Genomic DNA, 26,226 nt, shown 5'->3' with positions numbered 1-26,226 from the left:
GCCGATCAGGCAGGAAGTCCGCTGATCGCCTTCACTTCCATGAAATCCTTGATCCCGTGCAGCCCGCCTTCGCGGCCATTGCCCGACTGCTTGTAGCCGCCGAACGGGGCGCCTGGCGAAGGGCCCCAATTGTTGATCACGACCATCCCGGCACGCAGACGCGGTGCGACCTTGGCCGCTTCTGCCGGATCGCCGGAAATGACCGAGGAAAGGCCATAAGCCGTGTCGTTTGCGATCCGGATGCCTTCCTCGAGGTCATCGTATTTCGTGATCGTGACAACCGGGCCGAAAGTCTCTTCCTTCGAGATGCGCATGTCGGGCGTAACGCCGCTGAATACCGTCGGCTTGATATAGAAACCGCGATTGACGTTCGCCGGCAGGTCGGGACCGCCGGTTTCGAGTTTTGCGCCTTCGTCCATGGCGGATTGGATGAGATCGCGGATCTTGTCGTGCTGCGTCTTGTTGACCACGGGACCGATATGCATCCCTTCGCTCAACGGATCTCCAACTTCGACAGCTTCGAAGATTCCTCTGACCGCGGCAATCGCTTCGCTTTCCTGGTCCTTGTGAACCAGCACCCGCGTCGGCGCGATGCAGCTTTGGCCGGAATTCGCGATGACGCCCGTAATGGTCGGCGGCAGAACCTTGGAGAGGTCCGCCCCCGGCAATACGAGGTTGGGGGACTTGCCGCCCAGTTCCTGATGCACGCGCTTGACCGTATCGGCTGCGGCCTTCGCCACCATGATGCCTGCGCGGGTGGAACCGGTGAAGCTCACCATGTCGATATCGGGGTGCGAGGAAATCGCTTCGCCCACGGTCGGCCCGTCGCCCTGCACCAGATTGAAGACACCGGCCGGAACGCCGGCGGCATCCATCACTTCGGCGAGGATGGCGGCATTTCCCGGACATTCCTCGGACGGCTTTAGCACCATCGTATTTCCGCCGGCCAGCGCCGGTGCCACCTTCAGGGCGATCTGGTTAAGGGGCCAGTTCCACGGGGTAATCATGCCGACCACACCGATCGGTTCGTAAACGACTTTCGCGCCGCTATCGGTTGTCTCGAACTCGAAGTTCTTGAGCGCCTGCATGGTCTTGGCAAAACCGCCCAAACCGGCAGGCGCCTGCGCGGCGTTCGCGAAACTGATGGGCGCGCCCATTTCCTTCGCGATGGACTGCGCCATGTCGGGGATGCGCTTCTTGTATTCTTCGATGATGCGGCCGAGCAACTCGAGGCGCTCCTCGCGAGAGGTCTGACTGAAACTCTCGAAGGCGCGACGGGCAGCCTCGACCGCCTTATCGACGTCGGCCTTCGTACTCAGCACAACTTTGGTCGTCGGCTCTTCGGTTGCCGGGTTGATGACTTCGTGCGGCGTCCCGCCGATGGAATCCACCCATTTACCGTCGATATAATTTTGGGCGTAGTTGTCCATGAGCGAAATCCTCCGTTGAGATCGGGAAGGGCCAGTATGGATGACCCGGTTCGGAGGCAGCGTCTAACACACTCGATTGCGTTATTGCGAGCCGATTTTGTCAGTTCGCGCCCGGCTTCGGCTCACCTGTCTCACTGGCGGAAGAAGCCTCTTCGTTGGCGAGGGGCGCTTCGATCAGATTCAGCGGCTCGACCCGCAAGACCGTTCCCTCGACCGCAACGATACGGACGCGTTCGCCGACATCCATGTCGGGACCGCGCGCATTCCAATCGCTGTCCCCCTGCCGAACACGACCCTCGCCGCTCAGGAAAGGCGTGGAAACGATGGCGCTCTGCCCGATCAGCCTCCCGCCACGATTGTTGAGGAGCGGGTCCGAGCTGACGATCGGCGAATCCTTGAGGAAGCGCTTCACGCTGAAGACGAGGATGAGAGAGATGAAGCTGAAATTGATCACCTGCATCGGCAGGCTGAGATCGAAACCGTAGGTCAGCAGGCCCGTAATGATTGCCGCGATCGCCAGCCACAGCAAATAGACGCCCGGAACGAGCATCTCGGCAGTTGCGAGCACCAAGCCAATGGCGATCCAGATCCAGTGCGGATCGAACGTACCGAGATCATCCACGCGCTGGTCGCCTTACTGATTGCCGGTCCGCGGGACGCTGGCGCGAGCACGCGGTTCGCTCATCTGCGTTCCCCGATCAGGGCTTTTGACGACGCCCGCTTCATCGCCGAACGTACCCTTGACGAGTTCGCCGATCCCGCCAAGCGAACCGATGAGCTGCGTAGCCTCGACCGGGAACAGGATTGTCTTCGCATTGGGGCTGTCGGCGAACTTGCCGACGGCTTTCGTATATTCCTGCGCAATGAAGTAGTTGATAGCCTGATTGCCCGAACCGGCAATCGCGTCGGAGACGAGCTGGGTCGCCTTCGCCTCCGCTTCGGCTTCGCGTTCGCGCGCTTCGGCGTTGCGGAAAGCCGATTCCTTCTGTCCTTCGGCCGTAAGGATAGCGGACTGCTTTTCCCCTTCTGCACGCAGGATGCGGCTTTGCCGATCGCCCTCGGCCTCGAGGATTTCCGCACGCTTCAGCCGCTCGGCCTTCATCTGCCGCGCCATCGCCTCAGAAATGTCGAGCGGGGGCCGAATGTCCTTGATCTCGACCCGAGTGATCTTGATGCCCCACGGGGACGTCGCGTGATCGACCACGGACAGCAGGCGCGCATTGATCTCGTCGCGCTTCGACAAGGTCTCGTCGAGATCCATCGATCCCATCACGGTGCGCAGGTTGGTCGTCGTCAGCGCCATGATGGCGTTGTGCAGACCCGAGACTTCGTAGGCGGCCTTGCCCGCTTCGAGAACCTGGAAGAAGACGACGGCATCCACGCCGACCATCGCGTTGTCGGCGGTAATGATTTCCTGCCCGGGAATATCGAGCACCTGCTCCATCATGTTGATCTTGTGACCGACGCGATCGATGAACGGCACGATCAGATGGAACCCCGGCTCGGCGGCCAGCGTGAACTTGCCCAGTCGTTCGATCGTGTAGACGTAGCCTTGCCTGACGACCCGCACGCCCATCATGATGAAGACGAGCAGCAGGAACAAGATCAGTCCGAGCAGCACATATCCCATAGAATTCTTCCCCTCTTGGTCGCAGCGACACTACCTTACCTGCTGCACGAAGGGCAAGACCATCCCGCCGGGAAAGAAACCGGCGGCTATCGTCGGACCAGTGCATCCTCGCATTGTTCGACGAGCGTCGCGATAATCTGTGCTGCCGGTTCTTCCTCGCGCACCATGCCGACCGACTGGCCCGCCATCAGGCTGCCATTCTCGACGTCACCGTCGATGACCGCCCGGCGCAGCGCACCCGCCCAGTAATGTTCGATCTGCAACTGCGCTTCGGCCATCGCGATTTCCTCGCGATCGAGCGAACCTGCAACCTCCCTCTGCTTTCCGGTAAAGGCCTCGGTTCCCTTGTTCTTCAAGGCGCGTACGGGAATGACCGGAAGCCGGGCATCTACCTGCACGCTTGCTACGGCATCGCGAGCATTCGCGCGGAAGAACGCCTTCTTGAAGTTGGGATGCGCAATGCTTTCGGTAGCGCAGGCAAAGCGCGTGCCGAGCTGGACCCCCACCGCGCCCATTTCGAGGTATCCTGCGATCGCCTCTCCCCGCCCGATCCCGCCGGCCACGAACACGAGGTGATCCGCCGCGAGGTCGGGAAGAAATTCCTGCGCCAGCACGCTCGTCGAGACCGGCCCGATATGGCCGCCCGCTTCCATCCCTTCGATGACCAGCGCGTCTCCGCCAGAGCGCAGCAACTTCTTCGCCAGTGCGAGGGTCGGCGCAAATACGATGACCTTCGCGCCGAACGCCTTGATCGCTTCGACGCTTCCTTTCGGCGGAATGCCCCCGGCGAGGACGACGTGCGAGACACCATGCTTTTCGCAAATCCCGATGAGGTCGAAAAGATCGGGATGCATGGTGATTAGATTGACGCCGAAGGGCCGGTCCGTCAGCTTCATGGTCTCCGCGACTTCGGTGTCGAGCAGTTCGGGCGTCATCGCCCCGCAGGCTATCACGCCAAAGCCGCCGCCATTGGAGATTGCGGCGACAAGGTTGCGCTCGGAGACCCAGCTCATCGCGCCGCACAAAATGGCATATTCGCTGCCGAGGAATTCGATGCCGCGCCGCATCAGGGCGCGCGTCTTGCTGTTGTCGTTCATCGTGTAGCCCTTAGAAGCCGCAAATCCTTGCAGCAAGTCCGCTGCACGCCATGACGAACACGAAAAAGGGGCGATGGCTGATTGCCATCGCCCCCATTCTTCTTTGTTTGAAAAAGCGCGTAATTATTTCGACTTCGAGTTCGCGTCGTCGAACATTTCTTCCGTGTAATCTTCAGGAGCAGGCACTTTCTCGCCGGTCATGCCGCTGTCGATTTCGGCCTGCGTGAGGAAGCGCACGGCGAAGCCCAGCGCATTCGTCTTTCCCCAGCTAAATGCGGTCATGTGGCTGTCGCCATAGGTTGCATTGACGACCGCATCGGCGTCCAGCTTCTCGCCGCGCTCCCACAATTCCTTGTAGATCTTTTCCTGCGAGGGTTCCTTGCTGAAGATCGTCGCCTTGCGCACCCCGGCCTTGACCGGTCCGACGATGACGTAAGGGCGATCGGTAATGTCATAGGGGAAAACGGGCACTCCCATTTCCTCATTTACGACGACATACTCGTCCTTCTTTCCCGCCATAGCGCCCGATACGGGCAACAGAAGTGAGGCGGCAGCAAACGCGACCGCGAATTGTTTGAATTTCATGTGATCCCCCGTCGTAATTGACAGGGCGGCATATCGCCGTGCCAAGTAAACAGTCAATGAATATTGACTGGTATTTGTCGCTGGCGCTTACCCGCCGTTAATTCTAACGAGAATAGGGATTAAAACACGTACTGGGGGGAAGACTCGCTATGATTTTCGCATGGGGAATAGTTCTGGCAGCGCAGGCCGCTGGAGCGGACACGCCGATCGTCGTTCCCATTCCCTCCGATAGCGTCCCGCCAATCGAACATATTGCCCCCGAACAGGTCGTCGTTCCACGTGATACGCCCGTCCATCTGATGGTCCTGAACGAAGTTTCGACGAAAGATCACGCCGCCGGACACAAATTCCGATTGCGCGTGGACCGTCCGATTGTGGTCGATGGACGCGAAGTCGTCCCAGTCGGCGCGACCGCCTGGGGCGAGGTGACCGATGCCAGCCGCAGCGGCAACGTTGGCAAGTCGGGCGAGCTGGCAGCCGTTCTGACGCATATCGAGTTTGGCGGGACGCACATTCCGCTCGAAGGGCAGACCACGGCCGACGGCAAGAGCGGCAAGGGAGAAACCCTGCTCGGAGTGCTGGCAATGGGTCCGCTCGGGCTGTTCGCGAAGGGTAATAATGCGAAGATCAAGGCGGGTGAAAAGATGGTCGCCTTCGTCGCACAGGATACGTTGCTGTCCGATGCTTCGTAAGTCCGCCCCGCTCGCTGTCCTTCTCACTCTGCTTCCGGCAGGAATTTGGGCGCAGGAGGAAACAGCAGCAGCGCCCGCCTCCGACAGCCCACTCATCGCGCTGCCCGACCTTTCAGACAAGGCGGCAGAACATCACGCAATCCTGCCCGCTGGCTCGATCGTGCCGCTGCTTACGCGCGATGTCCTGTCGAGCAAGACTCATCGCAAGGGCGACATCGTAACGCTCGAAGTAGCGCAGGACGTTCTTGCCGAAAATCGCGTCGTCATCGCGCAGGGCTCGCCGGTCGTCGCGCAGATCAGCGAAGCGGAGGAAAAGGGGTTGATGGGCCGCCCCGGTAAACTCTCCGCCCGCGTCCTTTACCTCGACCTGCCCGATGGCCCGGTTCGCCTTTCGGGTGAACTCGCGACGCAGGGGAAGAGCAATACCGGAACAGCCACCGCCGCGACGGCGCTGGTCAGCGGCTTCGCCTTCATCATAAGCGGCAAGAGCGCAGTCATCCCCGCGGGAACGGAACTCGTGGCGGTGCTGGACCGCGACGTTCGCCTGAACCCCTAGGCAGTTCTGCCCGTCAGGCCGCTTCGTCCGCAGCATCGAGGCCGTAGGCCGTGTGCAACACTCGCACGGCAAGTTCGGTCTCGTCCTCGTCGATCATCACCGACACCTTGATCTCGCTGGTCGTGATGGCCTGAATATTGATCCCGCGGTCGGCCAGCGACTTGAACATGGTGCTGGCGACGCCTGCATGGCTCTTCATGCCCACCCCGACGACGGAGATCTTCGCGATCTTGCTGTCGGTGATGATGCGGTTGAAGCCGATCTCATCTCTTTTATCCTCGAGCAGAGCCTGCGCGCGCGCAAGATCGGTCTGCGGCACCGTGAAAGTGACATCGGTCTCCCCCTTGTCACGTCCGACGTTCTGGATGATCATGTCGACATTGATGCTCGCCTTGGCGAGCGGTTCGAAGATATGCGCGACCGAACCGGGCTCGTCCGGGACGCGCGTCAGGATGATCTTCGCCTCGTTCTTGTCATGCGCGATACCGGTTACGTGCTGGCGTTCCATGTCGCCCTCCTGATAAATTCGTTCCATTTCTTCATCCGATACGATAAGCGTACCGGGCAGATCGTCGGCAGGCGTCGCATTGTCGTCGATGAAGCTCGACAGGACCTGCACCCGCACACCTTCCTTCATCGCCAGACCGACGCTGCGCGTCTGGAGGACCTTCGCACCGACGGATGCTAGTTCAAGCATCTCCTCGTATGTCACCGCTTTCAATTTGCGCGCCTTGGCGACGATCCGCGGGTCGGTCGTATAGACGCCGTCGACATCGGTATAGATGTCGCAGCGGTCGGCATCGAGCGCAGCAGCGATGGCTACGGCAGAAGTGTCAGACCCACCGCGACCAAGAGTTGTGACGCGGCCATCTCCGGAAATGCCCTGGAAGCCCGGTATCACAGCGATCTCCCCGCGCTCGAGCGAAGCGATGAGGTCGGGCGCGTCGATAGTGTCGACGCGGGCCTTCGCATGCGCTTCGATCGTCTTGATCGGCAATTGCCAGCCGAGCCAGCTGCGCGCCTTCGCACCGAGACTTTGCAGGGTCAGGGCGAGAAGACCGCTCGTCACCTGCTCTCCGCTGGCGACGACGACGTCATATTCGGCCGGGTCGTAGAGCGCGTTGGCCTCGCGGCAGAAATTGACCAGACGATCGGTCTCCCCGGCCATTGCCGAAACGACCACGGCCACCTCGTCACCGCCCGCCTGTTGCTTGCGCACGATATTGGCGACCCGCCGGATGCGCTCGGTCCCGGCCATCGACGTGCCGCCGAATTTCATCACTATGCGTGCCAAGCCCGTTTGCCTCTCTGCTGGTGCGTGCGACGACGCGGTGTTAAGGGCGAGGCATGGCCGATGCAAGAAAAGCAAAACTTACCATTCGTGAAGACGAGGCCGCACATTTCGGCGCTCTGGCAGCGGAATGGTGGGACCCCGCCGGTTCCTCCGCCATGTTGCACCGCCTCAACCCCGTCCGCCTTGCCTTCCTGCGCGAGGCCATCGACCTTCATTGGGGAACGAGTATCGAGGGCCGCCGCCCGCTCGCCGGGAAACTTTCGCTCGATGTCGGCTGCGGAGCCGGCCTCCTGTGCGAGCCGCTGGCGCGCATGGGCGCCGAAGTCACCGGGATCGATGCAGCGCCGGAAAACACCGCCGCCGCCGCCGCCCATGCCGAAGGCGCGAAGCTCGACATCCGCTACATGGCGGGCGAACTTGCCGAACAGGACATCGGCACCTTCGACCTCGTCACTGCGATGGAAGTGATCGAGCACGTCGCCGACAAGCCGGCCTTCGTCGCGCAACTCGTCCGCCATCTTGCCGAGGACGGGCTGCTCGTCCTTTCCACCCCCAATCGCACCGCGCAATCCCGCCTGCTGCTGGTCGGAGCGGCAGAGGCCGTCGGCGCCATACCGCGGGGCACTCACCATTGGAGCGATTTCGTCACTCCTGAAGAACTTGCCGACCTGCTGGGTGCCGAAGGCCTCAAGATGAGCGAACCGAGAGGGATCGCTTTCTCTCCCTTCAAGGGGCTGCACCTGTCCGATGATACAAGCCTCAACTACATCGTGACTGCGCGGCGCACCGCGCCACCTTCCACCTAGTCGTTCGCCTGCTCCTCTTCCGGTACATCGTCCCACGGCCGGAAATAGAGGCCCGCGCATTCCTCTGCCAGCATGCCGCCCGCCAGTTCCAGATCGTCCTTATAGGCATCGGTGATGTAATCGAGCGTCGAGAGGTGACGATCTTCGAAATACATCTCGTGGACGTTATCGCGTCCCGCCCCGTAAACGATGCGGCTGACCCCGGCCCAGATGCTCGCGAAGGTGCACATTCCGCAGGGCTGCAAGGTCGAATAGAGGGTCGCGCCCTCGACCCGTATGGCCCCGGAAGCCGCTCCCGCCGCCCGCAAGGCGACGATTTCGGCATGAGCAGTCGCGTCGCAGTCTTCCGCGGTCCGGTTCACTCCGCGCGCCACTTCCTTGCCATCGAGCACGACGATCGCCGCGATCGGCGTATTCGCCGGATCGGTCCCCTTGCTTGCGATCGCGTGCTCCCGCGCAAGTCGCATCCAGTCCTCGTCGCTCGAAGGCATCAGCGAACCTCTGCTCAGTTGCCGCCGGCAGGTTGCGAGCCGCGCTGCACGGCCGCCGCGAGCCGGGGATCGTCGGTGAAGACGCCGTCCATGCCGGTGGCCGCCAAGGCGTTCCAGATCGCTTCGAAGTCGCCCGTCGCCGCTTCGCCGCCGCCGCTCTTGAAGGGTGGCGGGAGGAACACGTTCTCCTTGCGCAGCGTCCAGCCGTGAACCGCGAGGCCGGTCGCCTTCGCGTCCTCGATCACGGCGCCGTCGATCCCGTCCTCGCGCATGATGTAGCGCAGGTCGATCCCGATCGCATCGGCATAGTCCGCGATGGCAGCAAAGCCCGTCGGTGTCGCCATGTCGGCATAGGTCAGCGCAGGCTCGTCCGCCGGGCCGCCGATGAAGTGGACAAGTTGGACGAGCGGCACATCGGTCAGGCGGTCGAGCCGCTTAAGCGGTCCGATCTCGAAGCATTGCACGAAGATGGGATCGCTGGCCGACGTGTAGCCCGCCTCCTGAAGTGCCAGCACCAGCAGATCGACCGTGTCGATCCCCGCCTCCTGCAAGAGGAAGCCGGGATGCTTCAGTTCGGGGTAGATCCCGATCCGCCGTCCGGTTTCCGCTTCCTTGGCGCGCACCAGCGCAACGATCTCGGCAAAGGTGGGCACCTGATAGAGGCCGTCGAAGCGTGCATTGGCCGCGCGGATCAGCGGCAGGCGCTCCTTCGCGCGCAGGCTCCGCAGTTCAGCGAGCGTGAAGTCCTCCACGAACCATCCGGTGACGAGCTGACCGTCGATCTCCTTGGTTCGTCTGCGGTCCTCGAATTCGGGGCGCGTCGACACGTCCGTCGTATCGGAGATGTCGTTCTCGTGCCGGGCGACCAGAACGCCGTCGCTGGTCGCGACAAGGTCGGGCTCGACATAGTCGGCGCCCTGATCGATCGCCCGTTCGTACGAGGCTAGCGTATGTTCGGGTCGTTCTCCACTGGCCCCGCGATGCGCGATGATCAGCATTCGCTCTCCCTCTCCCTGCGCTGCGACCGGTGCGGAAGAGAACGCCGCGACGGCCGCGAGCGCCATTGCCGCAAGACCCTTACGCAAGCGCGTTCTCCCATTCGCTCTCGGTGAAGCCGACAAGAACCCGGTCGCCCTTCTGCTTTTCGACGACGGGCCGTTTGATGAGGCTCGGATGTTCCTGCATCAGGTCGATGGCCTTGTCCCGATCGACATCGCCTTTTTCCTCGTCGGAGAGCTTTCGCCAGGTCGTGCCGCGCCGGTTCAGCAGGATCTCCCAGCCGACCCGATCGGCCCAGCGTTCGAGCGAGGCCCGATCGATGCCCGCTTTCTTGAAGTCGTGAAACGTGTGCTCGACGTCGTTCTTATCGAGCCATTTGCGCGCTTTCCGAACCGTGTCGCAGTTCGGGATGCCGTAGATATCGATCACGAATACACTCCGTTCGTCTCAGGTGAAGCACGCTTGGAACACATGGAACACGGTCCTGACGATGAAAACTCCGCAATGCGCACAAGTCGGACAACGCCCGCTGAATGGCGGCTTATGCAGGGATCGGGCGACGGTTTCATGACGAGGCGAATAGCGTCTCGCAGGCAGGTAGGATAGCACGCTTCACGCTCCCGGCGGTGCCGTCAGGCCGATAGCCTGCATCGCGGCGGCCTGTGCCAGCATGACGATGAGCCAGTGCCCCACCACGGAGGAGATCGTGCGATAGGACGTTTGCGTCGCGCGCAAGGTGACGACGAAAGCCGGCAGCACGAAGCCGACCCAGACAATGAGAGCGCTGCCGAGCGCCATCTGCCAGGGTCCTGCCTGTGCCGGGGCGAGGATGAGCGCGCCCGCCAGAATGGCGGCGAGCCAGAACTCGGCGACTGCCGCGACCGCAATACCGCCGGCAGACGGCACCTTCCGTCCCGACAGCTTGAGCCATGCCAGCCCGATCGCCAGTCCGACGAGCATGGCGATACCGATGGGCACGATGTTCTGAACGATGTAGATCAATTCTCGCGCCTTTCGTCAGCGGCCCGTATGGGCATCTGCGATGGCGACCGCGAGTGCATCCGCTGCGTCTGCTCCGGCCAGCGTGACGCCCGGCAAAAACACTTTCACCATGGCCTGTATCTGGCTCTTCTCCGCTCCGCCTGAACCGACGACCGCCTTTTTCACCGCGCGGGCCGCGTGCTCGCGCACCTCCAGCGAAGCCATGCCGCACGTCGCGAGCACCGCTCCGCGCGCCTGTGCCAGTTTCAGGGTGGATTGCGGGTTCTTGTTGACGAAGACTTCTTCCGCCGCCGCCCGGTCGGGACGATGGGTCCGAATGACTTCGCGCAGCCCCGTCTGCAACGCGGCGAGACGCATGGGCATCGGCTCGTCGGATCGGGTCGCGATCTGGCCGTTCGCGATATGCGTCAGCCTGCTGCCGTCGCTCCGGATGACGCCCCAGCCGGTGCAGCTTAGTGACGGGTCGAGGCCGAGGATGATTGTCATGCGCCCCGCCCCCTAGAACCGGACGCCGAGGCGTGGTCCGAACTGGACCATCGCGAGGTAGAGACCGACCGTCACCGCGCAGCCGATTCCGAGAGACAGCCAGAAAGGCAGACCGGCGCGCAGCATGACGGGGATGAGGAGGAACATCGGCAGGCTGGGCAGGACGAACCAGAACGTCGCCTCGCTATGGCGCGCCATGTTTTCCGCATCGGGACGCGCTTGCCAGAGGAATATCATGCCGAGGATGGATACGAGCGGAAGGCTCGCGATAAGTGCCGCCATCGCCGGAAGACGCTTGCCGATCTCGGCAATGGCCGCGATCATCGCCCCGGCCAGCAACGCCTTGCCGAGAAGGCTCCACATCACCCCTCGACCTTCTCCATCACTTCGTCGGAAATGTCGTAATTGCCCCATACGGTCTGCACGTCGTCATCGTCGTCGAGCGCGTCGATCAGTTTCAGAAGCGTCGCGGCGTTTTTCTCGTCCATGTCGACGGTGAGGTTGGGCTTCCATGCGAGCTTCACCGTCTCCGCCTCGCCCAGCGCCTTTTCCAGATCGCTCGCGACCTGGTGCAGGTCTTCTGCTGCGGTCCAGATTTCGTGGCCGTCCTCGGTAGAGGTGATGTCCTCCGCGCCCGCTTCCATCGCAGCTTCGAGAACCTTGTTCTCGCTGCCCGCTTCGGCGGGATAGAGGATGAAGCCCAGTCGCTCGAACCCGTGGGCGACGCTGCCTTCGGTGCCGAGATTGCCGCCGTTCTTCGAGAATGCCGTGCGGACGGCGGTCGCGGTGCGATTGCGATTGTCGGTCAGCGCCTCGACGATGATCGCGCTGCCGCCGGGTCCGTAGCCTTCGTAGCGCACTTCCTCGTAATTCTCGTCATCGCCGCCGCTCGCCTTGTCGATCGCCCGCTGGATGTTGTCCTTGGGCATGGATTGCGCCTTGGCGTTGTTGACCGCCAGTCGCAGGCGCGGATTCATCTCGGGGTCGGGCGTGCCCATCTTGGCCGCGACGGTGATCTCGCGGGAAAGTTTGGAAAAGAGGTTCGATCGCTTCTTGTCCTGCGCACCCTTGCGGTGCATGATGTTCTTGAATTTGGAATGGCCTGCCATGGTCGTTTCGCTACCGGAAAATTAGGTTGGATTTAACTGGGGCCATCGCATAGCGCCTTGAATGCGGTTTCCTCAACCCTCAGCACTCATGAAAAGCGACGTTTCCAGCCTTCATCCCGATCCACGCCATGTCGTGGCCGACACGACGGTCGGGGAATGGCGGCATTTCGGCTCTTTCGTGAAACGTCCGCGCCTGCCTGCGGGGGCGGCGAGCATCGGCTGGCCCAGTCTCGTGGCGATCGGCCGGATGTGGGTGCTCGACGTCCTGCTGATGAGCGCGCTGATCGCGCTTGCGATGCTGGTCGTAGCCTTCGGGCTGGACCTTCCGGAAAGCGCCTTGGGCAAACTCGAATGGAACGCGCAGACGATCGCGCTGATCGTGGTGTTCGCGCCGGTTTCCGAGGAGTTGCTGTTTCGCAGTTGGCTGTCTGGGCGGATCGGACACTGGATCGCCCTTGGCGTACTGGGCCTCGGCCTCGTCGCCGTAACCTCCCTGTCCGAAGCCAGCATCTCGGGCGCCGCCCTATGGGGGTTCGCCTTGCTCGTGCTGACGATCGGAGCGGCCGGTTTCATCGGCTTTCGCGTCGGAAAGCGCGAACCCGTAGGCTGGTTCGCGAAGCTGTTCCCGGTCTTCTTCTGGCTGGCGACGCTTGCCTTTGCGCTCGTCCACCTCGTCAATTACGACGAGGGATCGCTCGCCTATCTGCTACCCTTCGTCATACCCCAGTTCATCGGCGGCGCGATCTTCGGCTATGTCCGGGTGCATTACGGATTGTGGGCGAGCATGCTCATCCACGCGCTGCACAACGCGACCGCGCTTTCTGTCGCAATGCTGGCCGGGGAACTGGCGGGCGGCTAAATTTCGCGGAGGTGTTGCCGCGTCAGGTGACGACGGCGGTGCCGGACACGCTTACCATCAGCATCGAGCCGTTCTGGCCCAGGACCTCGTAGTCGATATCGACGCCGATCACCGCATTGCCGCCGAGCGACAGCGCCTCCTGCTTCATTTCCGAGATTGCTTCCTGACGCGCCCGCGACAGGACTTCCTCGTATTTGCCCGATCGGCCGCCGACGAGGTCGGTGATCGATGCGAAGATGTCGCGGAAGAGGTTCGCCCCGACGATGACCTCTCCCGTCACGACGCCCAGATATTTCTTCACCGGGCGGCCTTCGAGCGTGGTCGTCGTCGAGACGATCATCCCGCCCTTCTCGTTGCTCCAGGGACTAGCCATTGACGATCATTCCTCCGTTGGGATGCAAGACCTGTCCCGACATATAGGATGAGTCTTCGCTGGCCAAGAACAGGAAGGCTGGCGCCACTTCGTTCGGCTGTCCCGGCCGGCCCATCGGCGTGCTTTCGCCGAAGCTGTCCATCTTCTCTTCCGGCTGCCCGCCAAAGGGGTTGAGCGGCGTCCAGATCGGTCCCGGCGCGACCGCATTCACCCGGATACCGTCATCGACGAGATTGCCGGACAGCGAGCGAGTGAAGGCGGTGATAGCGCCCTTGGTCGAACTGTAATCGAGCAGGATCGGCGCACCCTTGTACATCGTCACGCTGGTGCAATTCACGATGGTCGCACCCTTCTTCAGATGCGGACGCGCGGCCTGCACCATATAGAACATCGAGAAGATGTTCGACTGGAACGTGCGCTGCAACTGCTCGGCGGTGATGTCCTCGACTTCGTAATCGGGGTGCTGCTCTCCTGCGATCTGGATGAGCGCATCGAGCTTGCCAAAGTTCTCGATCGTTTGCGAGACGAGCTTGTCGGCCTCTTCCTTCTTGCCGAGATCGCCGGCGAGCGTGAAGGCTTCGGCGCCTTCCGCTTCGCACAGTTCCTTGGTCTTCGCGGCATCGTCATGTTCGCAGAGATAGGAGATCGCGATCTTCGCACCTTCGCGCGCGAACAGGACGGCGGTTGCGCGCCCGATGCCGCTGTCGGCGCCGGTGACGATCGCCACCTTGTCCTTCATTCGGCCGGAGCCGGGATAGCGCGGCTCCCAGTCGGGCTTGTTCTCCATCTCGCTTTCATGACCCGGCATCCGCGGTTCTTCGGAAATCGGTTCGATGAAATCGGCATTTTCGTGCTTGTCGAGCGTGTCGTTCTCGTGGCTCATGGGCTGGTTCCTTCGTGTTCGGGGTTCACCCGATCAACGAAAGCCGGACGCCACGCGTTCCGCGAACGGACGCGTCACGACGCCCGCTCGCCTCATTGCTTTCCGTGATACGAGGAAAGGTTCAGCCGAGGCCGAGCGCCGCCTTGTAGGTATCGAGGATGGTTTCCATCTCGCTGCGATCGTCGGGCTTCATCTTCCTGAGACGCACGACCTGCCGCATGATCTTGGGATCGTATCCGACCGCCTTCGCTTCGGCATAGACGTCGCGAATGTCGTCGGCGATGCCCTTCTTCTCTTCTTCGAGGCGCTCGATCCGCTCGATCAGAAGGCGCAGGCGGTCGTCGGTGGCTTCGGCCATGATGGGGTAACTCCGGTCAAATTTCGAGAATCGGTTGGCGCCTCGATAGCCAGCCCGACAGTTCGCGTGAACCGGACAGCACAATTATCCTCAAGCGTTTTTCGCGACGCTCGCTTCCATCCGGTCGAGCTGCTCCTGCGTGGCCGGTTTCTGCCGGGTCGCCTTCCATTCGTCCTGCCCCATCCCGTGGATGAGTTCCCGCGCCCCGGCCTTGTCGCCTTCATAGCCTGCATCCCTGATCCAGTCGGCCAGGCAATTGCGGCAGAAGCCCGACAATCCCATGAGGTCGATGTTCTGCGCATCGTGGCGATGCCGCAAATGTCGCACCAGGCGGCGGAAAGCGGCGGCGGCGACTGCATCGTCGAGTTCGTCGAGCGGATCGGTTGCAGCTTGCGTGTTCGGTTGCTCGGTCATGGGTTCATCCTGCTTAATTCTTGTGTTGCGAGGCGGCTGTGCCATAGGGTCGCGCCGATGGACAACAGCGAAACTTCTCTCGAATATGACGAGAACGCGGCCTACGGCCCGCGCAGCCGCAAGATCAAGATACTCGCAACGGTGGGTCCGGCAAGCCGTTCGCCGGCCATGCTGGAGCGGCTGTTCAAGGCGGGCGTCGACGCTTTCCGCGTGAATATGAGCCATGGCGACCACGCCACCCATGCCGAAACAATCGCGAATATCCGCGCGCTCGAGAAGAAGGTCGGCCACCCCATCGCGATCCTGTGCGACCTGCAAGGTCCGAAATTGCGCGTCGGTACGTTCAAGGACGGCAAGGCGGTCATTCGCCATTCGGGCCATTTCACGCTCGACCGGCGCGACGAACCGGGCGACGAGACGCGCGTGCAATTGCCGCATCCCGAACTGTTCGGCCTTCTCGAAAAGGGGCAGCGCCTTCTTATCAACGACGGCAAGATCCGCTTGAAGGTCATCAAGGCCGACGATGACGAGATCCTCTGTTCGGCGGAAGTCGGCGGCGTCATCTCCGATCGCAAGGGCGTGAACGTCCCCGACGCCGAAGTTCCCATTCCCGCGCTAACCGAGAAGGATCGCCGCGACCTCGCCTTCGCGGTGCAGAACGATGCCGACTGGATCGGCCTCAGTTTCGTCCAGCGCCCCGAAGACCTTGCCGAAGCGCGCAAGCTGATGGGCGGATATGGCGCTCTATGCGCGAAGATCGAGAAGCCGATGGCCGTGCGACGGCTCGACGAGATCATCGAACTGTCGGACGGTATTATGGTCGCCCGCGGGGACCTCGGCGTCGAACTCAATCCGGAAGAAGTGCCACCGCTGCAGAAGAAGATCGTCGGCGCGACCCGCAATGCCGGCAAGCCGGTCATCGTCGCCACACAGATGCTCGAAAGCATGATCGAAAGCCCTGCCCCGACGCGCGCCGAAGTCTCTGACGTCGCGAACGCAGTCTATGACGGAGCCGACTGCGTGATGCTGTCGGCGGAAACGGCGGCAGGCGAATGGCCCGAGGAGGCCGTGACGATCATGGACCGGATCGCGGCGCAGGTCGAACGCGACGATGCCTATCTGGAGCGGGTGCGCCTGCTCGATACGCCGCCCGACAAGACGACCGCCGACGCGCTCGCCCATTCCTGCATGACGATTTCCGATACGGTTGCCATCAGCGCGATCACGGTGTTCACCGGTTCCGGCTCGACTGCGCGGCGGGTGGCGCGCGAGCGGCCCTCGGTTCCGATGCTGGTGCTGACGCCCTCGAAACGCACGGCGCGGCGCGTCGCCTTGCTATGGGGCGCCCACCCCGTCGCCACGAAGGATATCGGCAGTTTCGAAGAGATGATCGCCAAGGGCAAGCGCATGGCGTTGCGTCACCGTTTCGGACATGGCGGATCGAAGCTGATCGCCTTGGCCGGCGTTCCGTTCGGCACGCCGGGCGCAACCAATCTCCTCCACGTGGTGACGCTGAGCGGCGACGAACTCGACCGCTACGAAGGCTGACGCGTCTTTTGAATTACGACGGCGAAATTTCGTCTTCGTCCGAGTTGCCGATCAACGAGACCGTGCAGCCGGGACCCTCCAGATCGATGCGGTATTCGGCGTCCGCCTGATTGGCGAATGCCTGGAACAGGCGGGTTCCGAGCCCTGATGACGGTAAGGCTTCGGACGCGGCGGCTGGTTTCCGTGTGCCGTTATCCGCGATCTGCAACAGCCATGAGTCGCCGCTTTCCTTCAGCGAAACGTGGATCGTGCCGCGCTCTCCTTCGGCGAATGCGTATTTGGCGCAGTTGGTCAGTGCCTCGTTTGTGAACAGACCGATCGCGACCGCGGTGGCGCGCGGCAGTTCATCGACATCGACATGCGTTTCGACGGCCACGTTTTCGTCAAGCGCTGCTTCGCGGAAGCGGTTCACCACGTCTTCGAGATAAGGACGCATCTCGACCGAAGCGCCCTCGCCCTGGTTCTCGTTAAGATTGGAATAGGCGCTGGCAAAGGAATGAAGCCGCCCGATTGCCTGGGTCAGGGCGTCGGACGCTTCCTCGCTCTCGACCCGGCGCCGCTGCGTTTCGAGGAGGCTGACCGACAGGGCGAAATTGTTCTTCGTGCGATGGTCGAGTTCTTCGAGAAGCAGCTGCCGCCGGGCAATTTCCGCGTCGCGCTCCTCCGCATATTCGGCGCCCGCATGGCGGAACGTCTCGGCAAACAGCAGGACGATGAGGGCGGCGAAGGCGTTGATCGCGACGCGCGCCGGATCGGTTGGCACCTCGAAATGGAACGAGCCGACCGCCGGCAGGACGTAGAACCATGCCCAGAAGAAGCAGATGAAATAGGCGACGATGCCCGCCAGCCACCTGCCGTAAAGCGTCGCGAGCAGGACCGTGGGATAGACGAGTGCGAACGGACCGGCGGTCGGGACGATGACGTCGAGCGCGCTGCGAATCGCGATCATCGCGATCGCGCACAACGAACCGAAGCCGATCTGAACGCCTACGCGCGCCGGCCCTTCCGCGAAATGGCCGGCCACATCGAAATGCGGCAACCGCTTCACAATCGCGGATGTCCTTCCCCTCTTCATCATCGCCGTAATTACGCCCAAATATTCGAAAAGACGAATGAATTAGTGCGTCTGCAGGATCATGCGACGTTCCGGCGAGACCGGTCGGTCGTTTGGTCGAGGTTACGCCTTGCTTGCCGCCTCGAGACGCGCGCGCGCCTCCTCCTCGCCGATGAGAAGCAGCAATTCGCCCATGTCCGGTCCATGATCGCGCCCCGTCAGCGCCTGGCGCAGCGGCAGGAACAAGGCGCGCCCCTTGCGCCCGGTCCTGTCCTTCAGCGCGCCCGTCAATTTTTGCCATGGGTTCTCGTCCCATTCCAGCAGGCTCGCAGCTTCCGCCAGATAGGACCTGTCCTCGGCGGAGAATTCCGGCTGCGTTATCGGGCCCGTCACGGTCTGCCACCACTCGACGACCTCGCTTTTCTTTTCGAGGTTCGGCCGGATGGCATGCCATGCTTCGGGCGTGAATCCCTCTGGCACGAAACCGCTGACTGCTTCGAAAGGAAGCTGGTGAACGATCTGGGCGTTGATGCGCGCCAGTTCCGCTTCGTCGAATTTGGCGGGGGCGCGGCCGAAACTCGAAAGGTCGAAGGTCTCGATCAACTCCGCCATGCTCGCGATCGGCTCGACCGGCTTCGACGTGCCGAGCCGCGCCAGCAGCGCGTTGATCGCCATCGGCTCATAGTCCTGTTCGCGAAACGCATCGCAGCCGAGCGAACCAAGCCGCTTCGACAGCTTGCCCTCCCGGCCGACCAGCAGCGCGGTGTGCGCGAAGGCCGGCGGGCTGGCGCCGAGTGCTTCGAACATCTGTATCTGGACCGCGGTATTGGACACGTGGTCCTCCCCGCGCAGGACCTGGGTGATTGCCATGTCGATGTCGTCGATCGCGCTCGGCAGCATGTAAAGCCAGGAGTTGTCGGCGCGGCGGATGACGGGGTCGGACATTTGCGCCGCGTCGAATTTTTGCGGACCGCGCACGGCGTCGTCCCAGATAATCGGGCTCTCGTGATCGAGCTTGAACCGCCAGTGCGGCACGATCCCTTGAGCTTCCTTCTCGCTTCGCTCTGCGTCCGTCAGTGCAAGCGCCGCCCGGTCGTAGATCGGCGGTTTGCCACGCCCCAGCAGAATTTTGCGCTTCAGTTCGAGTTCCTGCGCCGTTTCATAGGCGCGATAGACCCTGCCATCCTCGACCAGCCGTTCGAACGCCCTTTCGTAGAGTTCGAGCCGTTCGGACTGCCGCTCCTCGCCATCGGGGGTCATGCCCAGCCATGCCAGGTCTTCGCGAATGGCCTCGACATATTCCTCGCGGCTGCGTTCCGCATCCGTATCGTCGATCCGCAGGAGGAACCGCCCGCCGGCCTGCCGTGCGGCGAGGAAGTTGTGCAGGGCGGTGCGGATGTTGCCGACGTGAAGGCGACCGGTCGGTGAAGGCGCGAAACGCGTCGTCGGCGTGCTGGGGGCGGGATTTGCGGACATGGCCGCAGCCGGTAGCGAAGCGAAGCCGATTTGGCGAGGCGGAAACGCGGTCGCACGCTCGCTTGAGGATCGAGCCTAAAGCGGGGAAGCGCGCTCGCTCGTCGGGGCGGAGTGATTCGTGTGCCCGGATGCGTCGGGTCGGCTTTGCGCAGCAGCAAGCGGCTCGCTCGCAGGCTTGCCGATGAGGTAGCCCTGCGCCTCGCTGCACCCGATCCGCCGCAGCATTTCGAGCTGTTCGGCCTCTTCCACCCCTTCTGCGACGGTCGCCATTCCGAGCGCATCCGCCAAGCGGCAGATCGTCTTCACGATAGCCTGGCTCTCGCGGCTCGATACGATGCCCGTTACGAAATCGCGGTCGATCTTTATCCGGTCGAAGGGGAAGTTGCGCAGATAGTTGAGCGAGGAATAGCCCGTGCCGAAATCGTCGAGGGAAATCGAGGCACCAAGTTCGCGCAGCTTGTAGAGCGTCGAGCGATTGGCCTCGCTCCCTTCGAGGACGACATGCTCGGTAATCTCGAAATCCACGCGTCCGGGCGCAATCCCGCTGATTGCCAAAGATTCGGCGATCGTCTTGACGAGGCGGGGGCTGCCGACCTGTGTCGGGGAGAGGTTGATGCCGATCCGCAGATGCTCGGGCCAGCTTGCCGATTCGACGAGCGCCTGGTGAATGATCCATTCGCCAAGCGGAACGATGAGTCCGCTTGCTTCGGCAATGGCGACGAACTCACTGGGATAAAGCAGGCCGCGTTCGGGATGCTGCCAGCGGACAAGTGCTTCGTAACCGGTGATCGTGTCGGTGCCGAGCGCGAGGATGGGCTGGTAATGCAGCAGGAGCTGGCCGCGCTCCATCGCCTCGCGCAGCTGCAATTCGGTCTCGCGTCGCTGCCGCGCCGCCGTGTCGAGCGTCGGTTCGAACAGGGCGAAGCTGTCGCGCCCCTTGGCCTTCGCCGCGTAAAGCGCAAGGTCCGCGCGGCGCAGCAATTCGAGCGCCTCGTCGTCCGGACCGGTGCCCCGCGCGACGCCGATACTGGCGGATACGCGGAAAACGTGCTCGCCGATGACATAGGGTTCGCGCAAGACGGTGAGAAACCGGTGCGCACGTTCGATCAGGGCCGCCGTCCCTGCCCCTGCTTCCAAGAGGATGGCAAACTCGTCCCCGCCCAGCCTGGCGACGAGATCGCTGCCGCGTACCTCTGCCTCGAGGCGACGTCCGACCTCGCACAGCAACTGGTCCCCGATCAGGTGGCCCTGCGTGTCATTGACGCTCTTGAAGTCGTCGAGATCGACATAGAACAAGGCGACCTGACTGCGGGCCGCGGTCGGCAAGTCAAGTGCATTCCGCAACCGTTCGTTGAAGAGATAGCGATTGGCGAGGTTCGTCAGCCCGTCATAATGCGCCATGTTCCTGACGCGATCTTCCGCCAGCTTGGTATGCGTGACGTCGCAAGCAACCCCGCTGATCCGCCCATCCTCGCGCGGGCGCGCAGACAGTTTCCAGTAACGCCGTGCGCCATGCGCGTTCAACGCAACGACGTGATCGCGGATCGGCTCGCCATGGTCGATCGCATAGGCCAGCCGGTCGCGTTCGCTGCCTTCCTCGAACAAGGACACGATCGGCAATCCCTCGAGCTCGCCAAGGTCGCGTCCGGCCGCTTCACCAAAGCGCGCCGATACGTTGCGCAACAGGCCATCGCTCGACGTCGTCCATAGCCAGTCGGACGAATGGGCCTCGTAATCGTTGAGCAGCATCCGCACCGTCGACTCGCTTTCCCGACGTTCGACCGCGTGCACGATGCTGGAGACGAAATTCTTTTCCTGAAGGTTGAACGTCCTCAACAGGGTGAACCCGTAAACGAGGATCAGCAGGTTGAAGACGAGCGACGAGGGTCCGGCGAGAAACCATGCGGTCACGATGAACGAAGCGCAGAGCAGGACGATATGCAGCTTCGCCGCTCGCGGAATGGCGCGATACATCAGCAAGGCCGAGATGAAGACGCCGGTTCCGACCGCTGCGACGAGCGGCAGTTCGAGCCCTTCCGCCACGATCGCCGCATAGGGAAGGCTCAAGGCCCAGCCGACGCTGCTGGCATACATCGTGCGAACCGAGCGCCGCCATGTGCGAGAAAGATAAGTGAGTTCGGCGGTCTCCGGCTCGATAGCTGTAATTTGCCATGCCCGGTAAAGAACGAACAGCACTGCTCCCGTCGCCCACGACCAGAGGATTACGGGGCTGGTCGAATGGCGCAGCGTGATCGCCAGCACCAAGACCGATACCAGCGACACGAGGAGGCCGAACGGGGCGGATGCGATGAGCGAGCGGACCCGACGGCGCAGAAGCTCCGCCTCGATCGTCTCGGTCGTCGACATCGCCAAGCTCATCGTACCCCTGTTCGCCACGGCCCATCCCAGTCTTTCGCGGGTTGCCGATCCCTAAACTTCTATCGTTAATAATCTCTAACGGGGGCGCTGGCAAAGACCGAAGTCCGCTCCTTCTTCGCGCCTGAAACGGCCATGCAACAGTACAACATACGAAAAACCCCGCCGGGGCATCGTGCCTCGGCGGGGTCTGTTCGCTTGGACGATGAGCAGGCAGTTACCTGCCGTCCCGTTGTCGCCTTATTCGGCGTCGTCCGTCGTTTCGGCCGGAGCGTTGCCCGCCATTGCAGCGCGCATTGCATCCTCGTCCGGAACGGCATCCGCCGGCTCTTCGACGTCAGCAGCTGCTGCAGCCTCGGCCTTTTCTTCCTGTGCGGCAGCCAGCTTTTCCTGCTGCTTCTTCCACTGTGCGCGCAGGGCAGCGTCGCGGCTGGAGGCTGTGACCCGCATCCGGTTCATGCCCGCGCCCGTTCCGGCGGGGATGAGACGGCCCACGATCACGTTCTCCTTGAGACCAATCAGCGTGTCCTTCTTCCCTTCGACCGCGGCCTGCGTCAGCACGCGCGTGGTTTCCTGGAAGGAAGCGGCAGAGATGAAGCTGCGCGTCTGTAGCGAAGCCTTCGTGATGCCGAGCAGGATCGGCGTGCCTTCCGCCGGCTTCTTGCCCTTGCCGAGCTTTGCGTTGACGGTCTGCATCTCTTCCAGATCGACCTGCTCACCCGGCAGCAGCGTCGTATCGCCGCCATCGGTGATCTCGACCTTCTGCAGCATCTGGCGAACGATCACCTCGATGTGCTTGTCGTTGATCTTCACGCCCTGCAAGCGATAGACTTCCTGGATCTCGTTGACGAGATATTCGGCAAGCGGCTCGATGCCGAGCACTTCCAGAATGTCGTGCGGATCGGGCGAACCAGAAATCAGCGTGTCGCCCTTCTTGACGAAGTCGCCTTCCTGAACGTCGATGATCTTCGTCTTCGGGATCAGGTATTCGACGCGATCGCCCTCTTCCGGAACGATGGCGATCTTGCGCTTCGCCTTGTATTCGCGGACGAATTCGATCTTGCCCGAAATCTTGGCGATGATCGCGTTGTCCTTCGGCTTGCGCGCCTCGAACAGTTCGGCAACCCGCGGCAGACCACCGGTGATGTCGCGCGTCTTGGCAGCTTCGCGGCTGGCACGGGCGAGGATGTCGCCCGCTTCGACCGACTGGCCGTCATCGACCGACAGGGTCGTACCCGGAGCGAGCATGTAACGTTGCGCCTCGGTTTCGTCGCTGTCGCTCTGCCCTTCGCCGAGCAGGGTCATGCGCGGACGCAGATCGTCCTTCTTTGCCCGGCCCGTCGCACGGTTCTCGGTGACGACACGCTGGGCGATGCCGGTGGCTTCATCCACCCGCTCTTCCAGCGTCTTGCCCTCGACGAGGTCCTGATACTTCACGACACCCGCCGTCTCGGTGATGATGGGCAGGGAGAACGGGTCCCACTCGGCAAGGCGATCGCCTTCCTTCACCTTGGCACCATCCTTGTGCATCAGGACGGTTCCGTAAGGCACCTTGTGGATTTCGCGCTCCCGTCCCTCGGCATCGATCACGGCGAGTTCGCCGTTACGTGCGAGTGACAGGATCCGGCCCTTCTTGTCGGTGATGGTCGGCATGTCGCGATAGACGACCTTGCCGTCCGACACCGCTTCGAGATGGCTCGTTTCGTTGAGCTGCGCCGCACCGCCGATGTGGAAGGTCCGCATGGTCAGCTGCGTGCCCGGCTCGCCGATCGACTGCGCCGCGATGACGCCGACGGCTTCGCCGATATTTACCGGCGTACCGCGGGCAAGGTCACGGCCATAGCACTTGCCGCAGACGCCCTGATCGGCCTCGCAAACGAGCGGAGAGCGAATCTTGGCGACCTGCACCTCGGCTTCCTCGATTTCCTTGACCATCGGTTCGTCGACGAGCGTGCCCGCCTTCACGATGACTTCGTCGGTCGCCGCATTGACGATATCCTCAGCCAGCGTCCGGCCCAGGATACGCTCGCCCAGCGAAGCGATCACGCTGCCGCCCTGAACGATCGCACGCATTTCCAGCGCGTTGTCGGTCTTGCAGTCTTCCTCGACGATGACGCAGTCCTGCGAAACGTCGACGAGACGCCGGGTAAGATAGCCCGAGTTCGCCGTCTTCAACGCCGTGTCCGCGAGACCCTTGCGGGCGCCGTGGGTGGAGTTGAAGTATTCGAGGACGGTCAGACCTTCCTTGAAGTTCGAGATGATCGGCGTCTCGATGATCTCGCCAGACGGCTTGGCCATCAGGCCGCGCATACCGGCGAGCTGCTTCATCTGCGCGGGGCTACCACGCGCACCGGAGTGGCTCATCATGTAGATCGAGTTGATCTCGGCTTCCTTGCCGTCCTTGTCGACGGGCTGCGCCTTGATCCGGTCCATCATGGCATCGGCCACCTGGTCGCCGCAACGGCTCCAGGCGTCGATCACCTTGTTGTACTTTTCCTGCTGCGTGATGAGGCCGTCCTGATACTGCTGCTCGTAGTCGGCGACCAGCTTCTTCGTGTCCTCGACCATGCCGTCCTTGGAATCCGGAATGATCATGTCGTCCTTACCGAAGGAGATGCCGGCCTTGAACGCGTTACGGAAGCCGAGCACCATGATGGCATCGGCGAACAGCACCGTGTCCTTCTGACCCGTGTGGCGATAGACCTCGTCGATCACGTCGCCGATGTCCTTCTTCGTCAGCAGACGGTTGACGATGTTGAACGGCACCTTGTGGTTCTTGGGCAGGCACTCGCCAATCAGCATCCGGCCCGGCGTCGTGACGAACCGCTTCATGGTAATGTCGCCATTCTCGTCGGCCTGCGGGACGCGGGCGAGGATCTTGGAGTGCAGCGACACCGCCTTCGTTTCGAGGGCTTGGTGAACTTCGGCCATATCCGCGAAGATCGGCAGTTTCTCTACCTTCTCGCCCTTGTCGTTCTCGACGAATTCGGGGGTCTTTTCCTGCCGCTCCATCGAGAGGTAGTACAGGCCAAGGACCATGTCCTGCGACGGCACGATGATCGGCTTGCCGTTGGCGGGCGAGAGGATGTTGTTCGTGGACATCATCAGAACGCGCGCTTCCAGCTGCGCTTCGAGCGACAGCGGAACGTGCACGGCCATCTGGTCACCGTCGAAGTCGGCATTGAAGGCCGAGCAGACGAGCGGGTGCAGCTGAATAGCCTTGCCTTCGATGAGGACGGGTTCGAACGCCTGGATGCCGAGACGGTGAAGCGTCGGCGCACGGTTCAGGAGAACCGGGTGCTCGCGGATCACCTCGTCGAGGATGTCCCAGACTTCCTTGCGCTCCTTCTCGACCCACTTCTTCGCCTGCTTGAGGGTCATGGAAAGACCCTTCGCATCGAGCCGCGCGTAGATGAACGGCTTGAACAGCTCCAAAGCCATTTTCTTCGGCAAGCCGCACTGATGCAGCTTGAGTTCGGGTCCGGTCACGATGACCGAACGGCCCGAATAGTCGACGCGCTTGCCGAGCAGGTTCTGGCGGAAGCGGCCCTGCTTGCCCTTGAGCATGTCGGACAGCGACTTCAGCGGACGCTTGCTGGCGCCGGTGATGACGCGGCCACGACGGCCGTTGTCGAACAGTGCATCGACCGATTCCTGCAACATCCGCTTCTCGTTGCGGACGATGATGTCGGGCGCGCGCAGTTCGATGAGGCGCTTCAGACGGTTGTTCCGGTTGATGACCCGGCGATAGAGATCGTTAAGGTCCGACGTCGCGAACCGGCCACCATCCAGCGGGACGAGCGGGCGCAGTTCGGGCGGAATGACCGGCACGACTTCGAGGATCATCCATTCGGGACGGTTGCCCGATTCGATGAAGCTCTCGACGACCTTCAGACGCTTGATAATCTTCTTGGGCTTGAGCGCCGACTTGGTCGTCGCCAGTTCCTCGAGGAGGTCTTCCTTCTCCTGTTCGAGGTCCAGATCCATCAGCATGGTCTTGACCGCGGACGCACCGATATCGGCAGAGAAGGCGTCTTCGCCATACTCGTCCTGCGCTTCGAGAAGTTCGTCTTCCGTCAGCAGCTGGTTCTTTTCGAGCGCGGTCAGGCCGGGCTCGGTCACGATGTAGCTTTCGAAGTAGAGCACGCGCTCCAGCTGCTTTAGCTGCATGTCGAGCAGCAGGCCGATGCGGCTCGGCAGCGACTTCAGGAACCAGATATGCGCGACCGGTGCAGCCAGTTCGATGTGGCCCATGCGCTCGCGGCGGACCTTGGTCACGGTGACTTCGACGCCGCACTTTTCGCAGACGACGCCCTTGTACTTCATGCGCTTGTACTTGCCGCACAGGCACTCGTAGTCCTTCACCGGACCGAAGATGCGCGCACAGAACAGGCCGTCACGCTCGGGCTTGAACGTGCGGTAGTTGATCGTTTCCGGCTTCTTGATCTCGCCGAAGGACCAGGAACGGATGCGCTCGGGGGAAGCGATGCCGATCTGGATCTGGTCGAAGGTTTCCGGCTTTGCGAGCTGGTTGGTGAATTTGGTCAGTTCGTTCATTCGTCAATTCCCTTGAGATGGGAGAAAATCAATCAATCGGCGGTCTGGTGAGCGCGATAGGCCTTCGCAAAGAAGGTGGCAGAGCCAGCTAGAAGTAATGTTCCCATTACAATCCTATAAATGCCCGCGTCCGGCCAGCTTAGCGCCGAAG

The 26,226-nt window shown here is 62.3% G+C and carries 26 protein-coding genes; 5 read left to right on the top strand and 21 right to left on the bottom strand.

The window, feature by feature from the left end:
* Window positions 1-5: 5 nt before the first annotated feature.
* From GRI38_RS09555 to GRI38_RS09535, 5 genes are all read right to left on the bottom strand, one after another.
* The gene (locus GRI38_RS09555; protein WP_160682969.1) at window positions 6-1,430 is read right to left on the bottom strand and encodes an aldehyde dehydrogenase family protein; all 1,425 of its coding nucleotides are present in this window, start codon (window positions 1,428-1,430) and stop codon (window positions 6-8) included.
* A gap of 100 nt (window positions 1,431-1,530) precedes the next feature.
* Window positions 1,531-2,052 carry an NfeD family protein gene (locus GRI38_RS09550; protein ID WP_337191274.1) on the bottom strand — a complete coding sequence of 174 codons (522 nt, stop codon included), beginning with the start codon at window positions 2,050-2,052 and terminating at the stop codon, window positions 1,531-1,533.
* A 12-nt stretch (window positions 2,053-2,064) separates the two neighbouring features.
* Window positions 2,065-3,060, bottom strand: a complete 996-nt coding sequence (locus GRI38_RS09545) for an SPFH domain-containing protein (protein ID WP_160682967.1) — start codon at window positions 3,058-3,060, stop codon at window positions 2,065-2,067.
* Window positions 3,061-3,146: 86 nt separating this feature from the next.
* Entirely contained in the window at window positions 3,147-4,157 is a 1,011-nt protein-coding gene (locus GRI38_RS09540; RefSeq protein ID WP_160682965.1) for an NAD(P)H-dependent flavin oxidoreductase, read from the bottom strand.
* 123 nt (window positions 4,158-4,280) lie between these two features.
* Window positions 4,281-4,742, bottom strand: coding sequence for a hypothetical protein (locus GRI38_RS09535; RefSeq protein ID WP_237487476.1), 462 nt, complete (start codon window positions 4,740-4,742; stop codon window positions 4,281-4,283).
* A 149-nt stretch (window positions 4,743-4,891) separates the two neighbouring features.
* Between GRI38_RS09535 and GRI38_RS09530 the strand changes: the two genes are divergently transcribed.
* Both GRI38_RS09530 and GRI38_RS09525 read left to right on the top strand, forming a co-directional pair.
* Complete coding sequence (locus GRI38_RS09530; protein ID WP_160682963.1) at window positions 4,892-5,434, top strand: hypothetical protein; 543 nt, start codon at window positions 4,892-4,894, stop codon at window positions 5,432-5,434.
* On the top strand, window positions 5,424-5,990 hold the full coding sequence (locus GRI38_RS09525) for a hypothetical protein (RefSeq protein WP_160682961.1): 567 nt from the start codon (window positions 5,424-5,426) through the stop codon (window positions 5,988-5,990). Before GRI38_RS09530 ends, GRI38_RS09525 begins: the two co-directional genes overlap by 11 nt.
* A gap of 13 nt (window positions 5,991-6,003) precedes the next feature.
* Here the strand turns inward: GRI38_RS09525 and GRI38_RS09520 are convergent, their stop codons facing one another.
* Window positions 6,004-7,284, bottom strand: coding sequence for an aspartate kinase (locus GRI38_RS09520; protein ID WP_160682959.1), 1,281 nt, complete (start codon window positions 7,282-7,284; stop codon window positions 6,004-6,006).
* 53 nt (window positions 7,285-7,337) lie between these two features.
* Here GRI38_RS09520 and ubiG point away from each other — a divergent pair, with 53 nt between their 5' ends.
* Complete coding sequence (ubiG, locus tag GRI38_RS09515) at window positions 7,338-8,090, top strand: bifunctional 2-polyprenyl-6-hydroxyphenol methylase/3-demethylubiquinol 3-O-methyltransferase UbiG (RefSeq protein WP_160682957.1); 753 nt, start codon at window positions 7,338-7,340, stop codon at window positions 8,088-8,090.
* Here ubiG and GRI38_RS09510 read toward each other — a convergent pair.
* The 7 genes from GRI38_RS09510 to GRI38_RS09480 form a co-directional block, all read right to left on the bottom strand.
* Window positions 8,087-8,581 carry a nucleoside deaminase gene (locus GRI38_RS09510; protein ID WP_160682955.1) on the bottom strand — a complete coding sequence of 165 codons (495 nt, stop codon included), beginning with the start codon at window positions 8,579-8,581 and terminating at the stop codon, window positions 8,087-8,089. The two genes, ubiG and GRI38_RS09510, sit on opposite strands and share 4 nt — an antisense overlap.
* 14 nt (window positions 8,582-8,595) lie before the next feature.
* Window positions 8,596-9,645 carry a glycerophosphodiester phosphodiesterase family protein gene (locus GRI38_RS09505; protein WP_160683379.1) on the bottom strand — a complete coding sequence of 350 codons (1,050 nt, stop codon included), beginning with the start codon at window positions 9,643-9,645 and terminating at the stop codon, window positions 8,596-8,598.
* A gap of 13 nt (window positions 9,646-9,658) precedes the next feature.
* Window positions 9,659-10,009 (bottom strand): ArsC family reductase, encoded by a 351-nt coding sequence (locus GRI38_RS09500; RefSeq protein WP_337191273.1) that lies wholly within the window; start codon window positions 10,007-10,009, stop codon window positions 9,659-9,661.
* A 183-nt stretch (window positions 10,010-10,192) separates the two neighbouring features.
* Window positions 10,193-10,582: a hypothetical protein gene (locus GRI38_RS09495; RefSeq protein ID WP_160682953.1), complete on the bottom strand. Its 390-nt coding sequence runs from the start codon at window positions 10,580-10,582 to the stop codon at window positions 10,193-10,195.
* Between the two features lie 15 nt (window positions 10,583-10,597).
* A complete protein-coding gene (gene ruvC, locus GRI38_RS09490; protein ID WP_160682951.1) occupies window positions 10,598-11,068 on the bottom strand; it encodes a crossover junction endodeoxyribonuclease RuvC in 471 nt (156 codons plus the stop codon).
* A 12-nt stretch (window positions 11,069-11,080) separates the two neighbouring features.
* Entirely contained in the window at window positions 11,081-11,431 is a 351-nt protein-coding gene (locus GRI38_RS09485; protein ID WP_160683373.1) for a DUF3147 family protein, read from the bottom strand.
* Window positions 11,431-12,177 (bottom strand): YebC/PmpR family DNA-binding transcriptional regulator, encoded by a 747-nt coding sequence (locus GRI38_RS09480; protein ID WP_160682949.1) that lies wholly within the window; start codon window positions 12,175-12,177, stop codon window positions 11,431-11,433. The genes GRI38_RS09485 and GRI38_RS09480 overlap by 1 nt, the downstream gene beginning before the upstream one ends.
* An 88-nt stretch (window positions 12,178-12,265) precedes the next feature.
* On the opposite strand from GRI38_RS09480, the gene GRI38_RS09475 reads away from it, so the two are divergent.
* Complete coding sequence (locus tag GRI38_RS09475) at window positions 12,266-13,036, top strand: CPBP family glutamic-type intramembrane protease (RefSeq protein WP_160682947.1); 771 nt, start codon at window positions 12,266-12,268, stop codon at window positions 13,034-13,036.
* Between the two features lie 22 nt (window positions 13,037-13,058).
* Here the strand turns inward: GRI38_RS09475 and GRI38_RS09470 are convergent, their stop codons facing one another.
* The 4 genes from GRI38_RS09470 to GRI38_RS09455 all read right to left on the bottom strand — a co-directional run bounded on the left by GRI38_RS09470 (window position 13,059) and on the right by GRI38_RS09455 (window position 15,064).
* Complete coding sequence (locus GRI38_RS09470) at window positions 13,059-13,376, bottom strand: heavy metal-binding domain-containing protein (RefSeq protein ID WP_160683370.1); 318 nt, start codon at window positions 13,374-13,376, stop codon at window positions 13,059-13,061.
* A 25-nt stretch (window positions 13,377-13,401) separates the two neighbouring features.
* Window positions 13,402-14,217: an SDR family oxidoreductase gene (locus GRI38_RS09465; protein ID WP_160683367.1), complete on the bottom strand. Its 816-nt coding sequence runs from the start codon at window positions 14,215-14,217 to the stop codon at window positions 13,402-13,404.
* Between the two features lie 196 nt (window positions 14,218-14,413).
* Complete coding sequence (locus GRI38_RS09460) at window positions 14,414-14,650, bottom strand: DUF2312 domain-containing protein (protein ID WP_160682945.1); 237 nt, start codon at window positions 14,648-14,650, stop codon at window positions 14,414-14,416.
* A 90-nt stretch (window positions 14,651-14,740) separates the two neighbouring features.
* On the bottom strand, window positions 14,741-15,064 hold the full coding sequence (locus GRI38_RS09455; protein WP_160682943.1) for a DUF1244 domain-containing protein: 324 nt from the start codon (window positions 15,062-15,064) through the stop codon (window positions 14,741-14,743).
* Window positions 15,065-15,121: 57 nt separating this feature from the next.
* On the opposite strand from GRI38_RS09455, the gene pyk reads away from it, so the two are divergent.
* Complete coding sequence (gene pyk, locus GRI38_RS09450; RefSeq protein WP_160682941.1) at window positions 15,122-16,612, top strand: pyruvate kinase; 1,491 nt, start codon at window positions 15,122-15,124, stop codon at window positions 16,610-16,612.
* A gap of 13 nt (window positions 16,613-16,625) precedes the next feature.
* On the opposite strand, the gene GRI38_RS09445 is transcribed toward pyk, so the two are convergent.
* The 4 genes from GRI38_RS09445 to rpoC all read right to left on the bottom strand — a co-directional run bounded on the left by GRI38_RS09445 (window position 16,626) and on the right by rpoC (window position 26,075).
* Complete coding sequence (locus tag GRI38_RS09445) at window positions 16,626-17,660, bottom strand: sensor histidine kinase (protein ID WP_337191272.1); 1,035 nt, start codon at window positions 17,658-17,660, stop codon at window positions 16,626-16,628.
* Between the two features lie 129 nt (window positions 17,661-17,789).
* Window positions 17,790-19,142, bottom strand: a complete 1,353-nt coding sequence (gene gltX, locus GRI38_RS09440) for a glutamate--tRNA ligase (RefSeq protein WP_160682939.1) — start codon at window positions 19,140-19,142, stop codon at window positions 17,790-17,792.
* 75 nt (window positions 19,143-19,217) lie between these two features.
* Window positions 19,218-21,521 carry a putative bifunctional diguanylate cyclase/phosphodiesterase gene (locus tag GRI38_RS09435; RefSeq protein ID WP_160682937.1) on the bottom strand — a complete coding sequence of 768 codons (2,304 nt, stop codon included), beginning with the start codon at window positions 21,519-21,521 and terminating at the stop codon, window positions 19,218-19,220.
* Window positions 21,522-21,758: 237 nt separating this feature from the next.
* Entirely contained in the window at window positions 21,759-26,075 is a 4,317-nt protein-coding gene (gene rpoC / locus GRI38_RS09430) for a DNA-directed RNA polymerase subunit beta' (RefSeq protein WP_160682935.1), read from the bottom strand.
* Window positions 26,076-26,226 lie beyond the last annotated feature (151 nt).

Source organism: Parapontixanthobacter aurantiacus, from assembly GCF_009827635.1.
Taxonomy (GTDB): Bacteria; Pseudomonadota; Alphaproteobacteria; order Sphingomonadales; family Sphingomonadaceae; genus Parapontixanthobacter; species Parapontixanthobacter aurantiacus.
Note: the sequence above shows the minus strand (reverse complement) of the source record. Positions and strands in the feature narration are given on the sequence as shown.

What these genes read in the sequence shown, in the direction of transcription:
- GRI38_RS09555 (WP_160682969.1), bottom strand. Translation starts at nt 1,430, where the DNA reads ATGGACAACTACGCCCAAAATTATATCGACGGTAAATGGGTGGATTCC.
- GRI38_RS09545 (WP_160682967.1), bottom strand. Translation starts at nt 3,060, where the DNA reads ATGGGATATGTGCTGCTCGGACTGATCTTGTTCCTGCTGCTCGTCTTC.
- GRI38_RS09540 (WP_160682965.1), bottom strand. Translation starts at nt 4,157, where the DNA reads ATGAACGACAACAGCAAGACGCGCGCCCTGATGCGGCGCGGCATCGAA.
- GRI38_RS09535 (WP_237487476.1), bottom strand. Translation starts at nt 4,742, where the DNA reads ATGAAATTCAAACAATTCGCGGTCGCGTTTGCTGCCGCCTCACTTCTG.
- GRI38_RS09530 (WP_160682963.1), top strand. Translation starts at nt 4,892, where the DNA reads ATGATTTTCGCATGGGGAATAGTTCTGGCAGCGCAGGCCGCTGGAGCG.
- GRI38_RS09525 (WP_160682961.1), top strand. Translation starts at nt 5,424, where the DNA reads ATGCTTCGTAAGTCCGCCCCGCTCGCTGTCCTTCTCACTCTGCTTCCG.
- ubiG (WP_160682957.1), top strand. Translation starts at nt 7,338, where the DNA reads ATGGCCGATGCAAGAAAAGCAAAACTTACCATTCGTGAAGACGAGGCC.
- GRI38_RS09510 (WP_160682955.1), bottom strand. Translation starts at nt 8,581, where the DNA reads ATGCCTTCGAGCGACGAGGACTGGATGCGACTTGCGCGGGAGCACGCG.
- GRI38_RS09505 (WP_160683379.1), bottom strand. Translation starts at nt 9,645, where the DNA reads ATGGCGCTCGCGGCCGTCGCGGCGTTCTCTTCCGCACCGGTCGCAGCG.
- ruvC (WP_160682951.1), bottom strand. Translation starts at nt 11,068, where the DNA reads ATGACAATCATCCTCGGCCTCGACCCGTCACTAAGCTGCACCGGCTGG.
- GRI38_RS09485 (WP_160683373.1), bottom strand. Translation starts at nt 11,431, where the DNA reads ATGTGGAGCCTTCTCGGCAAGGCGTTGCTGGCCGGGGCGATGATCGCG.
- GRI38_RS09480 (WP_160682949.1), bottom strand. Translation starts at nt 12,177, where the DNA reads ATGGCAGGCCATTCCAAATTCAAGAACATCATGCACCGCAAGGGTGCG.
- GRI38_RS09475 (WP_160682947.1), top strand. Translation starts at nt 12,266, where the DNA reads ATGAAAAGCGACGTTTCCAGCCTTCATCCCGATCCACGCCATGTCGTG.
- GRI38_RS09470 (WP_160683370.1), bottom strand. Translation starts at nt 13,376, where the DNA reads ATGATCGTCTCGACGACGACCACGCTCGAAGGCCGCCCGGTGAAGAAA.
- GRI38_RS09465 (WP_160683367.1), bottom strand. Translation starts at nt 14,217, where the DNA reads ATGCCGGGTCATGAAAGCGAGATGGAGAACAAGCCCGACTGGGAGCCG.
- GRI38_RS09460 (WP_160682945.1), bottom strand. Translation starts at nt 14,650, where the DNA reads ATGGCCGAAGCCACCGACGACCGCCTGCGCCTTCTGATCGAGCGGATC.
- GRI38_RS09455 (WP_160682943.1), bottom strand. Translation starts at nt 15,064, where the DNA reads ATGACCGAGCAACCGAACACGCAAGCTGCAACCGATCCGCTCGACGAA.
- pyk (WP_160682941.1), top strand. Translation starts at nt 15,122, where the DNA reads ATGGACAACAGCGAAACTTCTCTCGAATATGACGAGAACGCGGCCTAC.
- gltX (WP_160682939.1), bottom strand. Translation starts at nt 19,142, where the DNA reads ATGTCCGCAAATCCCGCCCCCAGCACGCCGACGACGCGTTTCGCGCCT.
- GRI38_RS09435 (WP_160682937.1), bottom strand. Translation starts at nt 21,521, where the DNA reads ATGAGCTTGGCGATGTCGACGACCGAGACGATCGAGGCGGAGCTTCTG.
- rpoC (WP_160682935.1), bottom strand. Translation starts at nt 26,075, where the DNA reads ATGAACGAACTGACCAAATTCACCAACCAGCTCGCAAAGCCGGAAACC.